This is a genomic window from Flavobacterium sp. LM4 (assembly GCF_002017935.1).
Classification (GTDB): domain Bacteria; phylum Bacteroidota; class Bacteroidia; order Flavobacteriales; family Flavobacteriaceae; genus Flavobacterium; species Flavobacterium chungangense.
This window is the reverse complement of the sequence record NZ_MUFW01000007.1, coordinates 42,788-66,827: the sequence shown is the minus strand read 5'-3', so window position 1 is coordinate 66,827 and position 24,040 is coordinate 42,788. Positions and strand designations below refer to the sequence as shown.

20 protein-coding genes are annotated in these 24,040 nt (G+C 34.2%); 5 read left to right on the top strand and 15 right to left on the bottom strand.

The genetic code is table 11. The features are described 5' to 3' along the window. The first annotated feature begins 117 nt into the window (after positions 1-117). On the top strand, positions 118-1,074 hold the full coding sequence (locus tag BXU10_RS24020) for a phosphoribosylaminoimidazolesuccinocarboxamide synthase (RefSeq protein WP_078229963.1): 957 nt from the start codon (positions 118-120) through the stop codon (positions 1,072-1,074). 29 nt (positions 1,075-1,103) lie between these two features. Then, positions 1,104-2,243: a glycoside hydrolase family 26 protein gene (locus tag BXU10_RS24015; RefSeq protein WP_078229962.1), complete on the top strand. Its 1,140-nt coding sequence runs from the start codon at positions 1,104-1,106 to the stop codon at positions 2,241-2,243. Between the two features lie 120 nt (positions 2,244-2,363). Here BXU10_RS24015 and BXU10_RS25665 read toward each other — a convergent pair whose 3' ends face one another. Together BXU10_RS25665 and BXU10_RS25480 are read right to left on the bottom strand one after the other, a co-directional pair. After that, positions 2,364-2,495, bottom strand: a complete 132-nt coding sequence (locus BXU10_RS25665) for a hypothetical protein (RefSeq protein WP_255406277.1) — start codon at positions 2,493-2,495, stop codon at positions 2,364-2,366. Positions 2,496-2,525: 30 nt separating this feature from the next. Further along, positions 2,526-2,816: a hypothetical protein gene (locus BXU10_RS25480; protein ID WP_223255564.1), complete on the bottom strand. Its 291-nt coding sequence runs from the start codon at positions 2,814-2,816 to the stop codon at positions 2,526-2,528. A gap of 351 nt (positions 2,817-3,167) precedes the next feature. Here BXU10_RS25480 and BXU10_RS24005 point away from each other — a divergent pair, with 351 nt between their 5' ends. Further along, positions 3,168-3,551 (top strand): ankyrin repeat domain-containing protein, encoded by a 384-nt coding sequence (locus BXU10_RS24005; protein WP_078229961.1) that lies wholly within the window; start codon positions 3,168-3,170, stop codon positions 3,549-3,551. A gap of 268 nt (positions 3,552-3,819) precedes the next feature. Here the strand turns inward: BXU10_RS24005 and BXU10_RS24000 are convergent, their stop codons facing one another. The 7 genes from BXU10_RS24000 to BXU10_RS23970 form a co-directional block, all read right to left on the bottom strand. Then, on the bottom strand, positions 3,820-6,918 hold the full coding sequence (locus tag BXU10_RS24000) for an efflux RND transporter permease subunit (RefSeq protein ID WP_078229960.1): 3,099 nt from the start codon (positions 6,916-6,918) through the stop codon (positions 3,820-3,822). Between the two features lie 3 nt (positions 6,919-6,921). Then, positions 6,922-8,007 carry an efflux RND transporter periplasmic adaptor subunit gene (locus tag BXU10_RS23995; protein ID WP_078229959.1) on the bottom strand — a complete coding sequence of 362 codons (1,086 nt, stop codon included), beginning with the start codon at positions 8,005-8,007 and terminating at the stop codon, positions 6,922-6,924. An 11-nt stretch (positions 8,008-8,018) separates the two neighbouring features. Beyond that, positions 8,019-9,266, bottom strand: coding sequence for a TolC family protein (locus BXU10_RS23990; protein ID WP_078229958.1), 1,248 nt, complete (start codon positions 9,264-9,266; stop codon positions 8,019-8,021). A gap of 98 nt (positions 9,267-9,364) precedes the next feature. Beyond that, the gene (locus tag BXU10_RS23985; RefSeq protein WP_078229957.1) at positions 9,365-10,723 is read right to left on the bottom strand and encodes a HAMP domain-containing sensor histidine kinase; all 1,359 of its coding nucleotides are present in this window, start codon (positions 10,721-10,723) and stop codon (positions 9,365-9,367) included. Further along, entirely contained in the window at positions 10,720-11,400 is a 681-nt protein-coding gene (locus tag BXU10_RS23980; RefSeq protein WP_078229956.1) for a response regulator transcription factor, read from the bottom strand. The genes BXU10_RS23985 and BXU10_RS23980 overlap by 4 nt, the downstream gene beginning before the upstream one ends. 141 nt (positions 11,401-11,541) lie before the next feature. After that, positions 11,542-12,228, bottom strand: a complete 687-nt coding sequence (locus tag BXU10_RS23975; protein WP_078229955.1) for a DUF3575 domain-containing protein — start codon at positions 12,226-12,228, stop codon at positions 11,542-11,544. Between the two features lie 71 nt (positions 12,229-12,299). Beyond that, complete coding sequence (locus BXU10_RS23970; RefSeq protein ID WP_078229954.1) at positions 12,300-13,388, bottom strand: M42 family metallopeptidase; 1,089 nt, start codon at positions 13,386-13,388, stop codon at positions 12,300-12,302. 82 nt (positions 13,389-13,470) lie between these two features. Between BXU10_RS23970 and BXU10_RS23965 the strand changes: the two genes are divergently transcribed. Then, a complete protein-coding gene (locus BXU10_RS23965; protein ID WP_078229953.1) occupies positions 13,471-14,148 on the top strand; it encodes a DUF4294 domain-containing protein in 678 nt (225 codons plus the stop codon). A 76-nt stretch (positions 14,149-14,224) separates the two neighbouring features. Here BXU10_RS23965 and BXU10_RS23960 read toward each other — a convergent pair whose 3' ends face one another. Then, the gene (locus BXU10_RS23960; protein ID WP_078229952.1) at positions 14,225-16,858 is read right to left on the bottom strand and encodes a valine--tRNA ligase; all 2,634 of its coding nucleotides are present in this window, start codon (positions 16,856-16,858) and stop codon (positions 14,225-14,227) included. A gap of 290 nt (positions 16,859-17,148) precedes the next feature. Between BXU10_RS23960 and BXU10_RS23955 the strand changes: the two genes are divergently transcribed. Then, a complete protein-coding gene (locus tag BXU10_RS23955) occupies positions 17,149-17,529 on the top strand; it encodes a DUF1573 domain-containing protein (protein ID WP_078229951.1) in 381 nt (126 codons plus the stop codon). Positions 17,530-17,610: 81 nt separating this feature from the next. Here BXU10_RS23955 and BXU10_RS23950 read toward each other — a convergent pair whose 3' ends face one another. The 5 genes from BXU10_RS23950 to BXU10_RS25475 all read right to left on the bottom strand — a co-directional run bounded on the left by BXU10_RS23950 (position 17,611) and on the right by BXU10_RS25475 (position 23,925). Continuing rightward, entirely contained in the window at positions 17,611-18,093 is a 483-nt protein-coding gene (locus BXU10_RS23950; RefSeq protein ID WP_078229950.1) for a hypothetical protein, read from the bottom strand. Between the two features lie 92 nt (positions 18,094-18,185). Further along, positions 18,186-20,315, bottom strand: a complete 2,130-nt coding sequence (locus BXU10_RS23945; protein WP_078229975.1) for an OmpA family protein — start codon at positions 20,313-20,315, stop codon at positions 18,186-18,188. Positions 20,316-20,325: 10 nt separating this feature from the next. Next, complete coding sequence (locus BXU10_RS23940) at positions 20,326-21,255, bottom strand: type IX secretion system membrane protein PorP/SprF (RefSeq protein WP_078229949.1); 930 nt, start codon at positions 21,253-21,255, stop codon at positions 20,326-20,328. Between the two features lie 27 nt (positions 21,256-21,282). Further along, positions 21,283-23,073, bottom strand: a complete 1,791-nt coding sequence (locus tag BXU10_RS23935; RefSeq protein ID WP_223255563.1) for a gliding motility-associated C-terminal domain-containing protein — start codon at positions 23,071-23,073, stop codon at positions 21,283-21,285. 315 nt (positions 23,074-23,388) lie between these two features. Then, positions 23,389-23,925 carry a hypothetical protein gene (locus BXU10_RS25475; RefSeq protein WP_223255562.1) on the bottom strand — a complete coding sequence of 179 codons (537 nt, stop codon included), beginning with the start codon at positions 23,923-23,925 and terminating at the stop codon, positions 23,389-23,391. Positions 23,926-24,040: the final 115 nt, after the last annotated feature.

The following is a 24,040-nucleotide window of genomic DNA, read 5'->3' as shown; positions in this document are numbered from 1 at the left end:
ATGCAGTTGACCTAAAAACTATCAACCATTAACAATAAACTATCAACAAATAAACATTTGTTTGCTCTTTTAAATAGTCTTAAATTTGCATTTATAAAAACAACACAACTAAGGATAATGAGCAATACAATCACAACTACAAATTTCAATTTCCCGAATCAAAAATCAGTTTATCGCGGAAAAGTTAGAGAAGTTTATAATATTAACGACGAACTTTTGGTGATGGTTGCAACCGACAGACTTTCGGCTTTTGATGTGGTTTTGCCAAAGGGAATTCCATACAAAGGACAAATACTAAATCAGATTGCCACAAAATTCATGGAATTGACGGAAGACATTGTACCGAATTGGCTGATTGCAACTCCGGATCCAAATGTTGCAGTTGGACATTTGTGTGAGCCTTTTAAAGTTGAAATGGTAATTCGTGGATATCTTTCAGGACATGCTGCTCGTGAATATGCTGCAGGTAAAAGACAAATTTGCGGAGTAACAATGTCAGAAGGTTTAAAAGAAAATGATAAATTCCCTGAACCAATTATAACACCAACTACAAAAGCTGATAATGGCTCTCATGACGAGGATATTTCTCGTGAAGATATTCTAGCAAAAGGAATTGTTACTGAAGAAGACTATATTGTTTTAGAGAAATTTACACGTGATTTATTTCAAAGAGGAACTGAAATTGCTGCAGATCGTGGTTTAATTTTGGTTGACACCAAATACGAATTCGGAAAAACAAAAGAAGGCGTAATTGTACTTATTGATGAAATTCACACACCGGATTCATCTCGTTATTTTTATGCTGACGGATACCAGGAAAGACAAGATAAAGGAGAAGAGCAAAAACAATTATCAAAAGAGTTTGTACGCCGCTGGTTGATAGAAAATGGTTTTCAAGGACAGGAAGGGCAGCAAATTCCGGATATGTCAGATGCTTACATTCAATCTGTTTCTGAAAGATATATTGAATTATATGAGAATATTTTAGGTGAGAAATTCGTAAAGGCTGATATTGATAATATTGACCAACGTATTGATAAAAACGTATTAGATTACCTTACTGCTAAAGAGTAATTTTAGGGTTTAAACTAACTATTTAAACCATGAACATTATTACTAATAAAAAAAATGCCTTGCTGTTCTTATTTATGACAGCAGGGCATTTTCTTTTTGCTCAGATTGATAAAAAGGCGACAGAAGAGACTCGAAATTTATATCAGAATCTTAAAACCATTGCAAAAGAGCATATTCTTTTTGGACATCAGCATGCTTTGGAATACGGACATCGGTGGTCAGGCGAAACTAACAAATCAGATGTAAAATCAGTTACAGGCTCCCATCCTGCTGTTATTGGAATTGATTTTAGTGATTTTTCAGGACAATCAAATGAGAGAATTGAAAATGCGAAAGAAATTTTAAGGCAAAATGTTGTGGACACTTATAAACGTGGCGGGATTACCACTGTTGCCTGGCATTTTAATAATCCGGTATCTGAAGGAGGTTTTTATTGGAAAGACGGAATCTCGACTGCTTCAATTTCCTTAATTAAACCGGAAGGCTCCCATCACGAACAGTATAAAGAAATTTTAAAAACAATTGCTGATTTTGCCCATTCTGTAAAAGCAAAAGACGGTAAACTTGCTCCCATGATTTTTAGACCTTACCATGAATTTGACGGGGATTGGTTTTGGTGGGGGAAAAAATATACCTCTCGTGAAGATTTTATTGCAGTCTGGCAATTTACGGTTTCGTATTTAAGAGATACTTTGGATGTTCATAATTTCATTTATGCTTTTTCACCCGATAACCGATTTAACTGTGAAGAAGAATATTTGGAACGATACCCGGGAGATGATTTTGTAGATTTGTTTGGAATGGATGATTATGGCGATTTTGGACGTGACGACAAATACGATCTTGAGGCTGCAAAAAAGAAATTGAAAATAATCTCAGACGTCGCAATCCAAAAGAAAAAACTGGCCGCTTTTACCGAAACAGGTTTAGAATCAATTCCAAATGCAACATGGTGGACTGATACTTTATTAAAAACATTACAATCTGAGAAGTTAGAACTGGCTTACGTTTTGGTCTGGAGAAACGATGCTGTGAGCCCAACACATTACTACGCTCCTTTTCCCGGACAAATAAGCGTTCCTGATTTTCTACAGTTTTACAAAGACCCTTACACTCTGTTTGAAAAAGATTTAAAGAATGTTTATCGCGGGAGTTTTAAACTGAGATAATTTTTAGCCGCAGATTAAATCAATTAATATGATTTAGAATCTGATCTGTGGCTAAAAATTTAGTTTTCCATTTTCGTTTTCAAATTTACAAGTCCTTTTTGCAGATCATTACCAATCATTTTATCCATTTTCATCATTGGAAGCATAATATTTATTGGATAGGGTATCACAACCACTGATTACCCATTTTACTTTAGTCTGATTACCAGAAACAGTTTCGGTTGACATAAATGCGACGGCAGTATCCTCCATTGGTTTCTTAAAACGCAGTGCAAAATCTATTCATTTCCCTTCGATAATTTTTGTTACCTCCTGTTCGCCAACACCAACATCCTTTACATCGCTTTCCCATGCCGAAATGGCTCCAACTGTTCCGTCTGTTCCTCTATAAGTCAATTTCATTTTCGGATCAATTTTAGACCAGACACTAAATTCGTTTTGATTATTAAAATATCTGATATAATTAAAAACCGAATCAGCTGGTCTATTAATCGTAATTTCTTTTGCAACAGCATATTCTCTTGGCATAAAATAAGCTGTAATTAATACTATTGATACAATTAAAATAAGCACAATTAAAATTCTTTTTATAATGAATATGGCTTTGTAATTTAATGTGGTTAATAAAGTATTTATTAGTTTGAAGAATAGTAAAGATAAAATTAAGATTTACACTATCTGTTTTTTTGATAAGATTTTTTTTCATTTTTTTTAATTATTACTGTAACATATTGGCTTATTCATCGTCTATATAGGAAAGATGTAATTTAACATTTTAAAAAAGTGTACAAGGGCAACTTATTAAATAAATGTTAATAATTAGTTAAAGCATAGTACCTTGTAATGCATAATACAAAAATTAGATTACCTTTACATCAGAATTAAAAATCATCATCATTAATCAATCAACAAACAACAATCGTTATGAAAAAATCAATCGTTTACTTAGGAGTAGCTTTAGTAGCTTTTACAAATGTGTCTTTAGCTTCAGATTTCAAGTCTTTAAATGAAGACAAAAAAGTTATAACTGCAGCATATGATGCATCACCACTAAATGTGGCAATTTTAAAAGGTGATCTTCAAATCGTTTTAAAATTTATTGAATATGGCGCTGATGTAAATCAAATTTCAGAAGATATGACTCCATTAATGACAGCTGCACGTTACAACAAAGTTGAAATCATTAAGATCTTATTGGCACAGGGAGCAAAATCTGGCGTTAAAAATGAAAAAGGATTTACCGCTTTAAAATATGCACAATTATCTAATGCTGCAGAAGCAGTTGCTATTTTGAAAGATTTGAAATAAAAAATCTCTAAAAATTTATAAGAGTTTGAGTTAGTAACTAAAACGACCTTCCTGAGCAGAAGGTCGTTTTTATTTTACTGGTGTTTTAGACTGGGATCCTTTTATGCAGTCACGATAACTATCGGGAGCCATGAAAGGTATAAGGGACAGTTGGATTAGCTCATGAAAATTAATATCCCTTTATTTCAATTTGTAAATAGCACAAAAAGCACCATTAAAAAAATAATGATGCTTTTCTTCTCAAATTAAAATAACCAACTATTACTATTTATTCGATTGGAGCATGTTTTTTACGATTGAATATCCAGAACAGAATCGGGAAAACCAATAACGTCAAAACAGTTGCTGTCATCAGTCCTCCGATAATCACAATGGCTAATGGTTTTTGTGACTCGGAACCAATTCCCGTTGAAATTGCTGCCGGCAACAAGCCAATTGAAGCCATCAAAGCTGTCATTACGACTGCTCTTGTTCTGGCTTTTACCCCCATGAAAATAGAATCTTCGAGAGAAAACTTAGCCTTGAGGTTATGATGAAACTCTGATATCAGGATAACTCCGTTCTGAATACAGATTCCGAGTAAGGCAATAAAACCAACCCCCGCTGAAATTCCAAAATTCATTCTGGTTAAGTGCAATGCTACAATTCCTCCGATTATTGCAAACGGAACATTAGACAAAACGAGCAGTGAATCCTTAATATTTCCGAATAAAATGAAGAGCAATACAAAAATTCCAATTAAACTGATGGGTACGACCTGAGCCAGACGCGCACTGGCACGAACCTGATTTTCGAACTCCCCTGTCCACCCTGTAGTATAACCCGCCGGCATTTTTACTTCGGCTACTTTTTCCTGTGCTTCGGCAATTGTGCTTCCTAGATCACGATCACGAACAGAGAATTTAACCCCAATAAATCGTTTGGTATTATCTCTGTAAATAAAGGCCGGCCCTGTAACGGTTTTAATATCACAGATTTCCTTCAATGGAATTTTCGCGCCGCTGATTGTTGGCACTTTTAATTCGGACAAATCTTCTTCGTCTTTTCGGTATTCTTTGGAGAAACGAACCCTTACATCAAATTTCTTTTCGTCTTCATACTTTTGAGTAGCGGTTTTTCCTCCAAAAGCTAATTCTAAAACAGCCTGAGCATCTCCCAAAGTTACTCCGTAAGCAGCCATTTTTTCTCTGTTGAGAATCACACTGATTTCAGGCTGGCCAACATTTCTCAGAATTCCGACGTCTTTAATACCCGGAATATTTTTGATTTTTGCTAAAACCTCATTTGATAATTCATCCAGTTTATCCAAATCATCTCCATAGATTTTCACTGCATTTGAAGCTTTGAAACCTGCAACAGATTCGGCTACGTTGTCAATAACAGGCTGCGAATAGTTATAGGTAATTCCCTGATGCACTTTTAGTTTCTGGTCCATTTCGTTAATCAGTTGATCCATATTGATTTTACGCGTCCATTCTGATTTAGGTTTTAAATCTACCTGAAGCTGTATAAATCCAAAACCGTTCGGGTCAGTTCCGTCATTGCTTCTTCCGGTTTGTGAAAGTACTTTTTTTACTTCCGGAAAAGTTTCCAGATCTTTTCTGATGAGTGCCGCTGTCTTTACACTCTCCGGAAGCGACGTACTCATTGGCAGTTCTGCTGTTACCCACAAAGCCCCTTCATTTAACTGAGGTAAAAATTCTGTTCCTAAAAACGAAGCCGAAAAGAAAGTTCCCGCAATAATAGAAATTGAAATAATCAATGATTTCACTTTATGTTTAAATGTCCAGGCAAAGCCTTTCCCTACAATTCTGTCCCAAAAATTCACAAAAGGATTATTTTTTTCCTTTACATTTTTGTTTAAAAGAATGTGCGACAAAACCGGTACCAGTGTCAAAGTGAAAAGTAAAGCTCCCATTAAGGCAAAACCTAACGTAAAAGCCAAAGGGGAGAACATTTTTCCTTCAACTTTTTGAAAAGAAAATATCGGCAGCAATGCTGTAATGATTATTAACTTAGAAAAGAAGATGGCTTTACCCATTTCTGTTCCTGTTTTTTTGATCAGGCTTCCTTTTGCAATTTTGTTATAGGCTGTCATTCCTAATTGATGTGCACGGTGATCTAAAACTACAAACAACCCTTCGACCATCACCACCGCACCATCAATAATAATTCCGAAATCGACTGCACCCAGACTCAGCAAGTTGGCACTCATTCCCATCATTTTCAGGCATAAAAATGCAAACAATAAGGAAAGTGGAATGACGATAGAAACTGTAAAAGTAGTTCTCCAGTCGGCCATGAAAAGAAACACAACGCAGGTAACCAGAATAATTCCTTCAAATAAATTGTGCATCACCGTTTCTGTCGTGAAATTCATCAGATTATCACGATCATAAAAGGTTTCAATTTTAATGTCTTTCGGCAGTACATTTTCATTTAAATCTTTGATTTTATCTTTGATTAAAGCCAAAGTTTCCTGTGCATTTTCGCCTTTACGCATCACAACAATCCCTTCAACGGCATCATCATTTTTGCCAATACCCGTCTGTCCTACTCTTGGCATGGAACTTTCGTAAACTGAAGCTACGTTTTTAACTAAAATCGGATTTCCGCCAGCCTGATCAACAATGATGTTTTCAATATCTTTTCGGGATTTTAAAAGTCCGACTCCCCGAACCACAAAAGCCTGTCCGTTTTTTTCGATGATATCACCACCAACGTTTAGATTTCCTGCATCGACAGCATTATAAATCTGAAGCGGTGTAATATTGTATTTCGCTAATTTTACAGGATCAACACCAACTTCATACGTTTTAGTCTGACCTCCGAAAACATTCAAATCGGCAACACCCGGAACAGAGCGAAGCTGTTTATCGATCACCCAGTTTTGATAGGTTAATAATTCACGGCTGTCACGGCTGTCACTTTTTACAATATATCGGAAAATTTCTCCTGTAGGACCATAAGGCGGCTGAACATCCGGTTCGACATCATCAGGCAGCGTAACGTTTTTCAATAAATTATTGACCTGAAAACGTGCGAAAGTATCATCGACTCCATCATCAAAAATGATTTTGATAACCGATAAACCAAACATGGTAATACTGCGGACACTCGTCTTTTTCTGTACCGAGTTCATGGAAATTTCGATAGGAGAAGTCACAAAACGCTCTACTTCCTCAGCACTTTTTCCGTTCCATTGTGTAATGATGATAATCTGGGTGTTGGTTACATCCGGAAAAGCATCAATTGGCATATTTTTGAAGGAAATAAATCCTGCAACGGCCAGTAATCCTACCCAAAAAAAGGTGAATGCTTTGTTCTTGAGCGAAAAAGCAATAATATTTCGTATGAATTTGTTCATGTCTTATTCGTTTAAAGCACGGTAAATAAATAGCTGATTGTTGGTAATGACTTTTTCATTTTCTTTTAAACCGCTTGAGATATAGGTAGTTTTCCCAACCACTCGGTAAACCTCAACTTGTCTGGTTTCGATGTTATTTCGGTCTTTAAAAATCATGACGAAATTTTTACTTTTATCGAAAACAATAGCATCGCTCGGAATTGCAATCATCGATTTATCTTCTTTAAAAGATAATTTGATGTTGGCATTCATATCCGGTTTCAGTAAAAATCCTGGGTTTTGCAGTTTAACTCGCGCCTGCATCGCCTTGGTTTCGGGATCAATCACGTTAAAAATTTTATCTACTTTTCCTTTAAAAACTTTATCAGGATAACTTAAAGTGGTAACATCTGCATCGATTCCTAATTTTACTTTATTGATGTCGATTTCATTAATGTTCGCCATTGCCCAGACTTCGCTTATTTCGGCAATATCAAAAATATTTTCTGAGCGATCGCTTCGCAAAAGCATATCCTGATTAATACTTTTTTGAATCACAAAACCACTGATTGGCGCTGTAACTTCGTAAATAGAACCTGCTTTAATGTTGTAGATTTTATATGTTTCCTGAACTTTGCTTAATTGCGACTGTGCTTTATTCACTTCAGATTTTGCCTGAAGCACATCGCTTTCAGAGTTTAGTTTTCCGTCAAATAATTCCTGGGCCACTTTCAAATTGTTTTTCGCAACCAGTAAATCACTTTTGGCATCGAGCGATTGTTTTTCAAAATCGGCAATATCGGTACTTTTTATAGTCGCCAGTACCTGCCCTTTTTTTACATAATCGCCAAGCTCCACATTTACCTTGATTACGTTTCCGCCTACAAGCGGGTAAACATCGATCATTTTATTGTTGTCGGCCGTAATTTTTCCATAAAAATTTAATTCGTTTGTTACGGGCTGTAGTTGTGAAACTGCTGTGGTTGTCGTTTTCAGCATGTTATCACTCAATGCAAAAGAAGTATTGATTTGCGGATTTTCTAATTCTTTTTTACAGCCTGTTATCGATAAACTCACAATTGCAATTCCGATAATTAGTTTATGTTTCATTTTATTTGGTTTTAAAATAAGTCTTTATTGATTGTACTGTTTAATTCTTCGGCAGACAGCGCCAGTTTTTTCTTTAGCTCGTTTACCTGAATATTTGCCTGATTGTAGCTTTCCATAAAATCAGTAAATTCTAATAAGCTGATGTTTCGTTTCTGGAAATTGGTTAAGATCCCATTATAAACGGCTTCAAAATCTGAGTTTACAGTTGGTTTTATCACTACATAGTTTTTACGGGATTCCTCCCATTTATTCCAGGCAGATGTAATTTCGGTCTGAAGCTGTAGTTCAAAATTTTGCTTTTCAATTTTTGATTGTTCCAGAATGGTCTTTGCGTACTTAATATTTCCTTTATTTTGATTCCAAAGCGGCAAGGGAATTCCAACGGTTAAATTCACCTCATTATTAAAAGCACCGCTTCGCTGATCGTATTTGGCTCCTAAGGTTATATCCGGAACAGAAAGCGATTTTTGCCACTTTACATTCAGTTCATTAGCATCGATTTCCTTTTGTCTCGCCAGATAATCAGGTCTATTGGTAATGGCTTCATTTTCGAAGGATTTTAAATCGAAATCAATCGTTTTTAAGTATTTGCTGAATTCATCTTTTGAAACATTCGGAACAATTTCTTCGGTAGAATTCATAAGCAATTTTAAATTTGCCTGTTCTTCTATATTGTTATTTACTACTTCCATTCGCTCGTTTTTAAAATTCAGATAAAGCGACTGCAGACGAACAACATCTTTCAAAGGAATATTCCCTTTTTGCGCCTGAACTGAATAGGAATTGATTAAATCTTCAATGTGAGCCAATTGTTTATCTGTGGTTTCCAGACTTTTTGAATTGTAATAAACCGTATAAAAACTTTTACGTAATTGTAGTTTCAGTGTTCTGAGCAAATCATTGAATTGCAGTTCTGCCAGCTGTTCATTAGTTTTCGCTAATTTTACTTCATTACGTTTTTTTCCGCCCAGATAAATCAGCTGTTCGATGCCAAATACTTTCTGACCTTGTTTTCCGATATCAAAATATTTATCACGATCAGGATTGTAGGCGTTCAGTTCTGCGGAAATCACTGGGTTGTCCCAGATACCCGCCTGAATCGTCAGCGCTTTTGAGGCATCGATATTGTAATGCGAAGCCAGCAGGAAGAGGTTGTTTTTTAAAAACTGACTTTCACAATCTTCTAAAGTGACTGTTTTTTGAGCCAGAACCATCTGATTCATGGCAATCAGCAGGAATAATGCAAATAACTTTTTCATTGTATCATTTTTATTTGATACAAATATGCTATTGAGAGACTTTAAGACACCTTAAGAAAGACCTTAAAAAGTGCTTAAAAATTTATAAGGAGATTTGATTAATGAAAAATCAATTCGAATAAATTGGTCTTTTCTGCAGGTACGCTATAATTGATTTTTGCATTATGAAGCATTAAGATTCGGTTTACAATACGCAAGCCCAGTCCAAAACCGGAAGTTCCTTTTGAATTTTCGCCACGCATAAAAGGCTGAAAAAGATTTTTCTGTTCGTTTTCGCTGAGTGTTTTTCCGGTGTTTAAAACTGAAATCACCAAATGATCTTCTTTAGTACTTATTTTGACTTTTGCCTGTTTGTTATCCGAGTAAACACAGGCATTTTTTAGAACATTACTCACAGCAATTTCCAAAAGGTTTTTATTCCCTTTGATTTCTAAGGCCGTATCGAGATTCTCGCTTTCTTCTATCTCGAAAAGAATAACAAAATCAGGAAAGGTTTTATTTAAATTTTCAATGGCCGAAAATAGCATTTCATCCATTCTGTGAATTTCATTATTTCCAGAACTATTGGTATCTATTTTTGATAATATCAATAATGAATTTATCAGTTCTGACAAATGATTAACATCTGATAAAATGGTGTTTAAAAAAATTTTTCCTTTAAGAGATGTTTCCGAATCGGCAATTGTATTTTCAATTTGTGCCGTTATTCTCGATAAAGGAGTTCTGAGTTCGTGTGAGGCGTGAGCCGTAAATTCTTTTTGTTTTTGATACGAAACCTCAATTCTGTCCATCATAAAATTAAACTCATTGGCAATCAGGTCGATTTCGTTTTTATTGCTTTTGGATTCCACACGGGTGTCCAGATTGTTCTCGTTTATATTTTTAATTTTTTGATGAAAAATACTTAAAGGGTTCATGGCTTTTTTTATCATCAAAGAGGTCAACACCCAGCAAATACAGGTAAAAAAAATGTAGGATATAATTAATGTGTATCTTAAAAAAAGTAATTTTCGTTTGCCATAATCATCTGTCGCCGATATTAAGGCATAAAAATCCCTGTCTTTGGTATCATAAAAAACGCCGTAAACTTCGTAATCGCCCTGCTGCTTAAAAAATGTTTTATGCTTTTTAAGGTATTTTAAATCGTCAACAGACCAGTTAATTTTGGCATCATCAATACTGCTGTAAATCAGTTTAAAATGAGAATCGAAGACCAGCGTTTTTTCATCATACAATTTATTGATTGAATTCTGATCGATCATTTTTAAAAGCTGATCATCAACTTCTTTTACATTTACGAGAAGTTTTATATTTGAAAGTGCTTTTATCTCCAAGCGGTCACGAAACTCTTCTTTTCGAAAATTAGAATACAATACAAAAATCACAGTAGAAGCCAGCCCAAAAAGAATTGTAAAGAGCAGACTTACTAAAAGTGATATCCTGTTTTTTAATGTCATTCCTGGTCGCTTAGATAATATCCGTAACCAATTTTAGTTCGGATTAGTTTTGTTTCGTGGTCTTTATCGATTTTTTTTCGAAGAAAATTAATGTAAACTTCAATGGTATTCTGATTGGTTTCAATATGATAATCCCACAGTTTTTCGGCTATGAATTGTTTTGAAAGCACTTTCCCTTTGGCCTGAGCCAAAATCAGAATCAGTTTAAATTCTTTAGGCGTAAGTTTGATTTCTTCGCCTGCGCGGAATACTTTCATTTCTGATTCTAAAATTTCCAAATCCTGAATTATAATCTTTTCTTCCGTCTGCTGCGGAATTTCCTTTCGTCTTAAAAGAGAAGAAATCCTGGCGTACAACTCTTCAAAATGGAAAGGTTTTACCAGATAATCATCTGCACCGCTATCAAAAGAAGCCAGCTTGTCTTCGATTTCACTAAAAGCGGTCAGCATGATTATGGGCGTTTTTTTATCAACTTCACGAATCTTTTTACAAACTTCGATTCCGTTTATACCGGGAACATTGATATCTAGAATAATCAAATCATAATCATTCGAAAAATATTTCCGGAGCAAAAATCCACCATCATAGTAAGGAACGCACTCGAATTCTTTTGAAGCAAAGAACACAGCTATTTCTTTGGATAAAGTAAAATCGTCTTCGAGCAGTAAAATTTTCATGCTTATTTTTATTAGTTAATCTGACTGTCAAGTCTCTGCCATATGAAGATTTCAGGTTTTACAATGATCCAAGTTCAAAACTTAAAAACAAATCTCAAACCTTCTTCATATAGCCAGCCTTTATGCTCTGATTTTATGTGTTTAAAATCTATATCCAAGCCTGCAACCAAGTCCAAAATTGAACATATCTCCTGAATTACTTTCCAAATCGCTACCTAGAAAAAAAGCATGATTCATATTCAAAGAATGTTTACTTTCATCATACTCAAGATCGCTATTGATTGTTTTTCTATTCATATAACCAAATACTACAAATGGCTCTAAAATAAATCTTGCAAATGAAAATTGATTACCTACAGTTAAATTAATTCCTTTAGCGGTTTTCTTAACTCCAAAATCATCCAAATATTCATCAATATACTCATCTTCATTTATTGGATCAATCGGAACATATTCTATAAAACTATTTCTCTGATTCTCTCTATAAAATACCTGAATACCTGCGTACAACTCACTTCGTTTAGATTTAACTCTTGAGTTAAACAGTTTTTGCAAATAAATTCGTCCTTCGATATTGGTTTTAAATCCTTTTGGCTTTAAAAAAATGGTATCCGTATTTGTAAAATCATAAAGTTGATAGCCAACTTCAATATTCAAACTTGAATAATAATTTATTTTTCTTTCAACAGATAATTGTAAAGTTGGAAATGAAGCAATATCAATTAATTGAACTGGATTAATTTTTATGCCCCAATTTCTTTCTTTTGATTCTTGTGAATAAACACAAGCTGAGAGCATCACAATTAAAATTACTATAGTTCTTTTCATTAATTCTTTTTAATAAATTTCTTTTAAAGTTCAAAAATCAATACAACCAAGTTAACATTACAAATTATCTCTTATTTGAAATAAGAAAAAGTTTCGTTGTTTTCGATTTTCAATAATGATTCATAAATCAGCTGAATCACATTTTCAACATCTTCCTTGTGAACCATTTCAACAGTCGTATGCATATAACGAAGCGGCAACGAAATCAATGCTGAAGCTACGCCTCCATTGCTGTAAGCAAAAGCATCAGTATCCGTGCCAGTAGCTCTGGAAGTCGCATGGCGCTGAAAAGGTATGTTTTTCTCCTCGGCTGTATCGACGATTAATTCTCTCAGATTATTTTGTACCGCCGGAGCGTAAGCAATAACAGGTCCTTTGCCTATTTTAAGATCGCCTTCAACTTTTTTATCAATCATTGGTGTTGTAGTATCATGACAAACATCCGTCACAATAGCAACATTTGGTTTGATTCGCTGCGAAATCATTTCGGCACCGCGAAGACCAATTTCCTCCTGCACAGAATTCACAATATATAAACCAAACGGAAGCGTTTTATTGTTCTCTTTCAATAAACGTGCTACTTCGGCAATCATAAAACCGCCCATTCTATTATCGATGGCACGACAAACAAATTTATTTTCGTTTAAAATCATGAATTCATCTGGATAAGTTATCACGCAACCAACGTGAACACCCATTTCCAGAACCTGCTCTTTTGTTTCACAACCTAAATCAATAAAAATATTGCTTAGTTTCGGAATTTCCTCTTTATCTCGTAAACGTGTATGAATTGCCGGCCATCCGAAAATTCCTTTTACAATTCCTTTTTTGGTATGGATATTTACTCGTTTTGAAGGTGCAATCTGGTGATCAGATCCTCCGTTTCTGATTACATATATCAAACCATCATCTGTGATATAATTTACATACCACGAAATTTCATCAGCATGCCCTTCAATCACTACTTTGAATGGGGCATCCGGATTGATAACACCAACGGCAGTTCCGTAAGTATCCGTAATAAAAGTATCAACATAAGGTTCCAGATAATTCATCCAGATTTTTTGTCCTTCGCTTTCATAACCTGTCGGCGAAGCGTTATTTAGGTAGCTTTCCAGAAAAGCAATTGAGGTATCTTTTAAGATAGATTGTGTGCTCATAAAAATATTTTTTTGCTAATTTATAAATTTGGTATTACAGTTGTGTATATAATGTATAATTTTACACTTAAATATATATTCCATGAGATTTACAACTTATATTTTATGTTTTCTTTTAATTTCTTTTGCTGCGAAAGCACAGATTACGCCTAAAGAGAGTGAAATGGGCTACACGCTTAGAGAGAATGATTCAATTTTGGGTGATACTATTGAGTTGCCTGAAATTATCATTTCAAAAGAGAAGCTGGATCCCGAAGCACAAAAACAATTCCTGATTCTTCAAAACAGAGTTTACAAAGTCTATCCGTATGCAAGATTGGCAGCAGACCGACTAACAGCGCTAAACAATGGAATGGCACGTTTAAAAACCAGCCGTGAGAAGAAAAAATATTTTAAAATCGTTGAAGATTACCTCAATAATGAGTTTGAGGCGAGGTTAAAAAAACTTTCGCGAAAACAAGGGCAAATTTTAGTAAAACTTATCAATCGACAGACTGGAATAACAACATACGAATTGGTAAAAACTTTGAAAAGCGGTTTCAAGGCATTTGTATCAAATGCTACGGCCAATATGTTTGACATTAGTTTAAAAAGAGAATATAAACCCTTTGAAGTCAGCGAAGATTACCTGATAGAGACCATTCTTGTCAGGGCATTTGAATCGGGCAGGTTAGCCAATCAAAAACCTGCAAATCCAATTGATTACGGTGCCCTTGAAACACATTGGGAACAAAAAGTAGAAGAGCTTAATAAGAAATAAGTATTTCGGAAAAATATAAAACCCCGACAGATTTAAAATCTGTCGGGGTTTTGGATTTAAAAACTAAGTTTGTTTATTACTTCAAACCAGCCAGACTCTGCTCTATTGTAGCAATTTTTGCCAAAGCATCGGCCTGTTTTTGTTTTTCTATATTTAAAACTTTTTCTGGAGCTCCATTTACGAATTTCTCGTTAGAAAGTTTTGCTTCAACAGATTTCAGAAATCCTTTGGTATAATTCAATTCTTCTGTCAGTTTTGCTATTTCAGCTTCAACATCGATATTTCCAGTAATCGGAATGAAATATTCATTTGATTTTACACGGAAAGACAATGCACCGTCTACTTTTTCAGAAACATATTCGAAAGCAGAAACGTTTCCTAATTTCGTGATAATTGAATCGAAATAAGTTGAAACATTTTCGCTGTTGATTCCTTTTAATTCGATTGCATCTTTAAACGGAATATTTTTGTCTTTTCTGATTGTTCTAATTCCTGAAATCACTTCAATAGAATTTTCAAAATCGGTAATTAATTTTGTATCGAAAGATTTTAATTCCGGCCAGGTTGAAACAATTAAAGCTTCTTCCGGAGTTCTTTCTGCAATTAACTGCCAAATTTCCTCTGTTAAGAAAGGCATGAAAGGATGTAACAATTTCAAGTTACTTTCTAACATTTCGATCGCTTTAGCGAAAGTTACGCTGTCAATTGGCTGTTGGTAAGCAGGTTTGATCATTTCTAAGAACCAAGAACAGAAATCATCCCAAACTAATTTATAAATAGCCATTAATGAATCTGAAATTCTGTATTTTTCAAAATTGTCTTCAATATCAACTAAAGTCTGCTGTAATTTTGCTTCATACCATTCTATGGCAACTTTTGAAGATTCCGGCTGTGCGATAGTTTCTGAAACTTCCCAGCCTTTAATCAGTTTAAAAGCATTCCAGATTTTGTTTGAAAACCCTTTTCCCTGATTACACAATTCTTCATCAAACATAATATCGTTTCCTGCAGAAGCACTTAAAAGCAATCCTACACGAACTCCATCGGCACCAAAAGCATCAATTAAATCTAAAGGATCAGGAGAATTCCCTAATGATTTAGACATTTTACGACGCTGCTTATCCCGAACTAAACCAGTTAAATATACGTTTGTAAATGGTTTTTCGCCTGCATATTCGTAACCTGCAATGATCATTCTGGCAACCCAGAAAAATAAAATATCCGGACCTGTAACCAAATCATTTGTTGGATAATAATATTTAAAGTCTTCACTTTCAGGATCCATTATTCCGCCAAAAACAGACATCGGCCAAAGCCAAGATGAAAACCAGGTATCTAATGCATCAGAATCCTGACGTAATTCGTCAAAATCTGTAATGATAATTCCTTTTGTTTCTTCTAATATTGCAGCTGCCTCATGTTTGTCATTAGCAACTACAAAATCTTCTTTTCCATCTCCGTAATAATACGCCGGAATTTGTTGTCCCCACCATAACTGACGGGAAATATTCCAATCACGAATGTTGTTTAACCAGTGTGCATATGTATTTTCGAAACGTTTTGGATGCAATTTAATTTCTCCTGTTTCTAAAACCGATTTAATTGCTGGTTTAACCAATTCTTCCATTTTCAGGAACCATTGATCCGATAATCTTGGTTCGATTACGGCTTTGGTTCTTTCTGAAGTTCCCACTTTATTTAAATGGATTTCGGTTTTAGCCAAAGCTCCGCTTTCTTCCAGTTCTTTTGCAATTTCTGTACGAACTACAAAACGGTCTTTTCCCTGATAATGTAATCCGAAGCTGTTTAAAGTCGCATCTTCATTAAATATATCAACGATTTCAAGGTTGTGTTTTTCACCCAACGTTTTATCGTTCATGTCGTGCGCAGGCGTTACTTTCAAACATCCTGTTCCGAATTCTACATCTACATATTCGTCTTCGATAATCGGGATTACTCTTCCGCAAATTGGAACGATCGCTTTTTTACCTTTTAAATGTGTAAAACGCTCATCGTTCGGATTGATACAGATGGCAGTATCTCCAAAAATAGTTTCAGGACGTGTTGTCGCGATGGTCAGGAAATCTTCTGAACCTTCGATTTTATATTTTAAGAAAAATAATTTTCCTTGTTGTTCTTCGTAAATAACTTCTTCGTCAGAAAGAGTTGTTTTCGCTTCCGGATCCCAGTTTACCATTCGGTATCCTCTGTAAATTAATCCTTTGTTGTATAAATCTACAAACGATTTAATTACAGAAGCAGACATATCCGGATCCATAGTGAATTTGGTACGTTCCCAATCGCATGAAGCACCTAATTTCTTAAGCTGTTCTAAGATTGTTCCGCCATATTTATCTGTCCATTCCCAGGCGTGTTTTAGGAATTCTTCGCGGGTCAAATCGTTTTTATTGATTCCTTCTGCTTTTAATTTCGCTACTACTTTTGCTTCAGTTGCAATAGAAGCGTGATCTGTTCCCGGAACCCAGCAGGCGTTGAAACCTTTTAAACGTGCTCTACGAATTAAAACATCCTGAATTGTATTATTCAACATATGTCCCATGTGAAGGACTCCAGTGACGTTTGGCGGCGGGATTACAATGGTGTACGGTGTTCTATGATCTGGTTCTGAATGAAAATAGTTATTTTTCATCCAGTAATCATACCATTTATTCTCAATCGTCTTAGTGTCAAATTGTGCTGGAATTGTCATTTACTAGGGTTGTTTAATCGTTAATTTGTTTAACCGTTTAATCGGTTTTGATCATCGAATTTCAAATTGATTTGTTTTCTTATTTTCTGTTTTAAAAAATCATTTATAAATCAATCTCAACGATTAAACAAATAAACGATTAAACAGTTAAACAAAAAAACTGGTTCAATTTTTGTAATTATAACCGACAGCAAAAGTAAATAATTAAGTACACTATAAAAAGCGAAATAATAATTTGTGTATTAATTAAAAGAAAGTATATTTACTCCTATCTTAAAAACAATTTCAAAATGAAAAATGTTATTAAATTTATTGTAATCGTACTGTTTAGCGTAACGGGTTATTCTCAAAACGGTCCTAAAATTGAATTTTCAGCTCAGGACAACACTATTGATTACGGAAAAATTTCAAAAAGCGATAATCCTGTCAGATCTTTTGAATTTACAAATACCGGAGATGCTCCCTTAACAATAATTTCTGCTCAGTCAACACTAAGCACGATAGTCGTTACAAAACCAAGCGCAGCTATTTTACCTGGCAAAAAAGGGAAAATTGACGTAAAATACAACATGACTGCAGGACCAATCCGTAAAACGATTACCGTTGAAACCAATGCTGTAAATTACCCTGACGGAAGAGTAGCTCTTAAAATTAAAGGTGAAGTTTTATAAAAATAATTTCAACGAAAAATAGTAAAACCGTTTCATTAGTTTGAAACGGTTTTTTTTATGGATTTTTGTTCTCTTAATTTTTTATTTATCAACGCAGTCAATGCTAACAAATTTATATTTCACACGTTCAAAGTCAATTGGTTTGTCTTTTACCAGATACGTTACGCCCATTGTAGTCTGCATTGTTCCGTTTCCTAAAATAAGCTGTTTATCCTTTTTTAAAAATGCCATTGGGTTTTTGAATTTATTATTTTTATTTGTGGCATCATGAAAAGTGTAATCTGCAAATAAAGTATCTCCATGAAATTCACCTGTAATTTCTCCCGTTCTTTCCGGAGTATCCACAACTTTCATTATCATATTACCATTAATTTTTCCGTTTTTTAAAGTATTCAGTTTTAGATCAATGATATCATTTTCATAAGTTGCCTGATAGCATTGTGTACTTACAATCTTTTCTCCATCGGCTTTTGCTGCTTCAGCTGCTTTTTGTTTTTCATCGTTTTTACAGCTTTGTAATGCAATTAAAGGCAAAATCAGGCAAGATAAAACTAGGTTTCTCATAATTGAATATTTTTAATTTCATGATTATCCTCATAAAAATAATAAAAAAGAAGCCAATGAAAAGGCTTCTTAGTTAATTTATTATTCAAAATCTATAAATTTTTAATTACAAATTCAGATCTTCGGTTCAATTCGTGTTCTTCTTCTGAACAGGCATCCTCGGTTTTACACTTTATAATGGGCACAGATTCCCCATACCCTTTTGCTGTAACCCTCTTAGAATCAATACCGGATTGTATGATAAATTCTCTGGTAGAGGTTGCTCTTTTTTGAGATAAATCTTCATTGAATTTAGCATTTCCTCTCGAATCGGTGTGTGATCCAATTTCGATTATCATTCCCGGATATTTTTTCATTAATTCTACTACCCTTCCTAAAACCACTTTTGATTCTTTTCGGATATACCACATATTGTAATCAAAATAGATAGGATCCGTTTTTATAATCAGCCTGTCTTTGTCTTTCACGACATCTTTTTCCTGAGCCAGGATCTGATCAACTTTCTCTTTTTTCTTAACTTCTGCAGCAGCAATTTTATCCTCTTTAGCTTTTTTGTCTGCTTCTTTTAAAGCGATAACAGCCAAAGCCTCTTTTTTCTTATTTTCTTCTTCTATAATAAGTTCCTGTTTTCTTTTATTCTCTGCAATCTGTTTTTCTTCCTGCTTGATAATTTCTAAAGATTTCAATGTCATAGAAGCATCATTATTTGTATTTCTGGTCTTCCCTGAAGTTAACGATTTTGAGTTGTTAGTATAATTTTCCTTAGAAGACAGCACAGTAAAAGAAGTTTCACAAGGCACAGTAAAACTAAATTTCCCGTCGACAGTTGTTGTCACTACATTCAATTGTTTTTTATTTGAATCCTGAAGTTCTACGGTGACATTTTCTAAAGCTAATTTAGTATCAGCATCTGTTATTACTCCTGTAATAAACTGTTTGCAATCTTCAACAATTAACTCCTTAATTTCTTTTAACACATAAATATCATCACTGCCTTTTCCTCCTTTTCTATTGGATGCAAAATAACCTTCCTTTGTATCTGAATCAAAATAGAATGAAAAATCATCTAAATTGGAATTAACAGGCAAACCGACATTTACGGGCTTTTCGTATTCTTTTACTTTAATTTCAGAAACAAAAATATCAAGCGAACCATATCCTAAATGACCTTCAGACGAAAAATAAAGTTTATTGTCTTTTGAAACAAACGGAAACTGTTCTCTTTTATCTGTATTAATAATTGATCCCAAGTTTTTAGGAATATCAAAAGCGCCCTGGTTTATATTTACTGAAAAAATATCAAAAGAACCCACTGTTCCCGGCATATCAGAAGAAAAATACAATACTTTTTCATCAGCACTTAATGCAGGATGCTCTACCGAATAATTCTCACTGTTAAAAGGAAGCGAAATTATATTGGTCCATTTTCCGTTAACCAATTCGGCTTTGAAAATTTGAAGATTTGAAATTTTCTCCACATTTTTTCTTTTACTGCCGTTTTTAGAATTATTACGGGTAAAATAAGTTGTTTTGCCATCTTTTGTAAAAACAGCATTCGACTCATGCATTCCGGTTTTTAATTCATTCGAAAAATAATGCGTAATCTGATCTGGTGAATTGCTATTTTTGATTGGTACAGCTACAAGATTCAAATAGGTCGCATTATCCCATTTATACTTTTTATCAAATAATCCCGGTTTTAGTTTAACTCCCGCAAAAACCAGACTGTCATTATATTTTACTGCTCCAAACTCGGAATTTGGTGTATTTATAGCTAAGTTTTTAATTTCGAAACGATTTCCAATTGCAGAAACATTTTCTAAAGTTTTAGCTTCCTTTTCAAAATTGGCCAAATCTTCACTATTTTCAAATTTTGAGAAATATGTTTTTAAAGCTTCGGTTGCTTCTTCCGCATTTTCTGTCGCTTTGAGGGTTTGAGCATATTTAAAATAATAATTCCTGTCTAAATCTTTATCGTAATTTTTAATTAAAAGTCTGTAATAACGCTGGGCTTTTATCAGATCATTGGTATAATAATACGAATCTGCCAGGTTTTTGATAACCTCCTGAGAAGGTTTTTCTTTAGCTAATTTTTCATATAATGTAATCGCTTCAACGTAATATGTTCTGTCAAAAAAACGTTTGGCTCTTGCCAAATCCTGATCCTGAGCGTTTATAAACTGTATAGAAAATACGAATATAATAACAAATAATCTTTTCATATTTTTCATTTTAAAAGAATCTTGGTGATTTATCGTATCCTTTTCTTAATAAATCTAAATCAAAAAATAGCATAATTTCATGAGTTCCAGAATTGAACTGTCCTAAATTTGATGTCGTATAATCATAAGCGTATCCAATTCTAAGTGAAGGTGTAACATTGATATTCATTAAAGCACTTACGGCGTCATTTACCCTGTACGCAGCCCCGAGTTCAAACTTGTCATCATACAAAACATTGGCTGTGATATCAACTGACACCGGTGCTCCGGAAACAAATCGGGACATAAATGCCGGTTTTAATTTAAATGCATCATTAATATAAAAAACATAACCGGCGGTTAAAAAAGTGTGTATTTGCTCGGATCCGAAAGCGTTTATTCCTGATTTTTCTTCGATGTGTTTTGAACTCAATAAATTTGGGACAGATAATCCGATATAATACTTATCGGTAAAGTAATAAGCTCCTGCTCCAATATTTGGCTTGGTCACATTGATATTTTCGGCGAAAGCCAAATCTGTTGCCGGATCCGTAAAACGAAATCCATTAAAATTAGTCTGTAAAGAAGTAAATCCAGCTTTTAGTCCTAAAGAAAGTTTGTTTTTGCCTTCTAATTGCAGCACATAGGCAAAATCTGCATAGAAATTGTTTTCTTTTTTCGCACCTTCACCAATATCATCCGAAATTAATGAAGCACCAACTTCGATCTTTTCGCTTAAAGCAGTATGTCCAAAAAAAGTAAATGTTTTTGGTGCTCCAACCGCTCCTACCCATTGTGTTCTGTATAAACCTCCTAAATTCAGCATTGCTGATGTACCGCTAGCGTAAGCTGGATTTACTACACTCATATTGCACATATAATGTGTGTACTCAGGATCTTGCTGAGCTGAAGCTGATGTGATATAAAAAAGGAAACTTATAAGAAGTATTATTTTTTTCATTTGAAATATATTAAATGTAAATGAAGATTATCTATTTAAATAAAGACGGCCCTGTTGAGGCGGTTTATTCTCTTTATTAAAATGGATAACATAAAAATAGACTCCGTTTGGTGCTATTCCATCACCCATACCTCCACTTTCAGAATTTCTTCCATCCCAATCCGGCTTATTTTTATTTCCTTTGAATAAGACATTTCCGTATCGGTTATAAATTTCAATTTTGTAATCCGGATATAAAAAATCAATTTTAAGAATTTTAAAAGTATCATTTACATTATCACCGTTTGGCGAAAAACCATCCGGAATAAAAAATGTTTCATATTCAGTATCATCACAATGACTCAGAGAAACTTTCACTTCTAAATGATCTTCAGAATGACAATCTGTTACTGAAGAAAAATCGAAGCCGTAATAAATTGTATTATCTGTCAGAGGTGTTGTAGAAGACAGCAGATTACCATTATTTATGGCATCATACCAGACTATCGTAGACGAAGCATTTGTATTATTAGACAAATCTGAAATCGTAGGATTTTCTAAACCACAAAAATTTTGACCGTCTGTATCTAAAACCGGCGCAGGCAAATTGCTTACTGTTACCGTAATCATCGTAGCTGGTGAAGTACATCCGGCTGCAGAAGTTTCGGTTACCCAATAATCCTCTGATTTTAAAACATAATTAGAAGCCAAAGGCGTAGTAAGTGTTACCGAATTATACCATTTATACCGAGATCCATTAGGAACCAAACTTGCAATAGTTGCTCCATCGGCTTTACAAAAAGGCTGATCAACAGAAGCAGGTGCTATCGGAATAGGATTTATTGCAAAAGCGTCTGAAACTGTTGTTAAATTCACATCACAAGTTGTATCATTATTTACCAGATTTATTATCGAAATCGCGGTTGAGCCTGTATTTGGTAATAAAATAGCCGGAATTACAAAATCTGCTTTTCCATTAGCCACCACTAAAGTAACCGTTTGTGAGGTGGCAATATTACTACCAGATAATACATATGAAACTGTAACATTCGTAAGTAATCCTAAACCGGTTACTGAAGCTGTAAAAGGTTTGTTAAAACAATTATCCAAAACTTCAACTTTTAGATTCGGGACTTCCGGAAGTTTATTTATGATTAAATTTCCACTCAAATTAGCAGTATTTGTACAATAAGGAGTAGCTGCATTGGTAACATTAGTAATTGTAATAACTGAATTGCCACTATTGGAATTTAAGTTGGAAGGAATCGTAAAACTTGCATTTCCCCCTATTACATTAATGGCAGCGACTTGTGCTGTTGCTGTGTTTGATCCGGCAACATTATACAAAATAGTATACGCTCCATCTTCTAATCCGGAAGCATTTGATATTAATGCCTGAGAACTTTTATTCTGACAGGTCACAGCCGGTGTTAAATTCGCCCCGTTTAAAAACGGTGTTTTATAAACATTCAAAACATCTGATAAATTATGAATGATGTTTACACAGCCGCCTTCACTGCTAAATTCATTTATTTTTGTGATGGTTACGGTAAAACTGCCCGACTGCCGAAAATAATTCCGGCTTAAAGGAAAAATTAAAACTCCATTATTAAATGTTGACAATACTGTATGTGAACCTCCATTTGGTCCTGAAACTGTATAATCTATATAGTATTGACCATTTGGAATATTCTGAATTCCCTGGTTTAATATGACCGAATAAGTTGCAGTTTGAATGTCAGACTCGCAAATATCTTTTCTCACTTCTATAGTCGCCCCCGTAAAATCGTATTTCTTTTCAATTTTAATCCTTACAACAGCAGTTTCTATTTTACACACCGGACTTGTTGGTAAAACTGTATAAGTAAAGTTATATTCTCCTATACCATAATTATTAAATATTTGCTGAACATTTATATTATGATCTTTTATAAAAGTAATCTGCCCTGTACCTTTATTATCGGTCCAGGTTCCCCCTGAATCTTCACCAGCAACCCAGTCATTTAAGTCCAGATTAGAATATATTGAAAAATCACTGTCCTCACATAATATTAATTGTGAAGGCTTTCCCGGCTCCGGGGATCTAAAAACAGTTACAAATCCTGTTGAAGAAACAGCCGGGCAATTTCCAATAGCGGCAATAGAATATGTAAATTAATGATTTCCAACACCTAAAACTTCTGCATCAACAATACTATTCACAGGAGTTCCATTTTTATCATACCAATTTCCACGAGATTGCGGACTCAAATAACTATTCGCATTGAATATCTGAAAAAGATTAAATGAATGATCATCACTACAGGCCGAAGCTCTTTCTGCAAAACCTGCATATCCGCCAATAATAACTTCGATAGTTGCTAAATTATCTGTACATCCATTGATTCCTGTAACTGTATAAGTATAGTGATAAATACCACTAACAGCAATCACCTGCGCATTTAAAACTCCTGTGGTTTCATTTAAACCTCCTGAATTATCATCATCTGACCATGTACCGCCGGGAACTGCAGTAACCCCTAATAAAGGAAACAAATCTATTGTCTGACTACTAACATTGGGTATTTCACAAACTTCAAAAGGAGTCAATGAGTCCAGACCCGCACATTGTGCAAAACTTTTAGTAGGAAGTAAAAGAAAAATAAAAAGATAAGAGCTAAAAGCAATTAGAGAAAAGTAGTTTTTAATCATATACTAATTAAATTTTGTTAAAAATACTTAAATTATTCAACAAAACTATCTTATGTAAAAAAAAACAAAATGATAACTATCTAATTATCAAACGAAAAAATAAAATAAATCAAGT

Coding starts and splice junctions, on each gene's coding strand:
- BXU10_RS24020 (WP_078229963.1), top strand. CDS start 118: ATGAGCAATACAATCACAACTACAAATTTCAATTTCCCGAATCAAAAA.
- BXU10_RS24015 (WP_078229962.1), top strand. CDS start 1,104: ATGAACATTATTACTAATAAAAAAAATGCCTTGCTGTTCTTATTTATG.
- BXU10_RS25665 (WP_255406277.1), bottom strand. CDS start 2,495: ATGGAGGATACTGCCGTCGCATTTATGTCAACCGAAACTGTTTCTGGT.
- BXU10_RS24005 (WP_078229961.1), top strand. CDS start 3,168: ATGAAAAAATCAATCGTTTACTTAGGAGTAGCTTTAGTAGCTTTTACA.
- BXU10_RS24000 (WP_078229960.1), bottom strand. CDS start 6,918: ATGAACAAATTCATACGAAATATTATTGCTTTTTCGCTCAAGAACAAA.
- BXU10_RS23995 (WP_078229959.1), bottom strand. CDS start 8,007: ATGAAACATAAACTAATTATCGGAATTGCAATTGTGAGTTTATCGATA.
- BXU10_RS23990 (WP_078229958.1), bottom strand. CDS start 9,266: ATGAAAAAGTTATTTGCATTATTCCTGCTGATTGCCATGAATCAGATG.
- BXU10_RS23985 (WP_078229957.1), bottom strand. CDS start 10,723: ATGACATTAAAAAACAGGATATCACTTTTAGTAAGTCTGCTCTTTACA.
- BXU10_RS23980 (WP_078229956.1), bottom strand. CDS start 11,400: ATGAAAATTTTACTGCTCGAAGACGATTTTACTTTATCCAAAGAAATA.
- BXU10_RS23975 (WP_078229955.1), bottom strand. CDS start 12,228: ATGAAAAGAACTATAGTAATTTTAATTGTGATGCTCTCAGCTTGTGTT.
- BXU10_RS23970 (WP_078229954.1), bottom strand. CDS start 13,388: ATGAGCACACAATCTATCTTAAAAGATACCTCAATTGCTTTTCTGGAA.
- BXU10_RS23965 (WP_078229953.1), top strand. CDS start 13,471: ATGAGATTTACAACTTATATTTTATGTTTTCTTTTAATTTCTTTTGCT.
- BXU10_RS23960 (WP_078229952.1), bottom strand. CDS start 16,858: ATGACAATTCCAGCACAATTTGACACTAAGACGATTGAGAATAAATGG.
- BXU10_RS23955 (WP_078229951.1), top strand. CDS start 17,149: ATGAAAAATGTTATTAAATTTATTGTAATCGTACTGTTTAGCGTAACG.
- BXU10_RS23950 (WP_078229950.1), bottom strand. CDS start 18,093: ATGAGAAACCTAGTTTTATCTTGCCTGATTTTGCCTTTAATTGCATTA.
- BXU10_RS23945 (WP_078229975.1), bottom strand. CDS start 20,315: ATGAAAAGATTATTTGTTATTATATTCGTATTTTCTATACAGTTTATA.
- BXU10_RS23940 (WP_078229949.1), bottom strand. CDS start 21,255: ATGAAAAAAATAATACTTCTTATAAGTTTCCTTTTTTATATCACATCA.
- BXU10_RS25475 (WP_223255562.1), bottom strand. CDS start 23,925: ATGATTAAAAACTACTTTTCTCTAATTGCTTTTAGCTCTTATCTTTTT.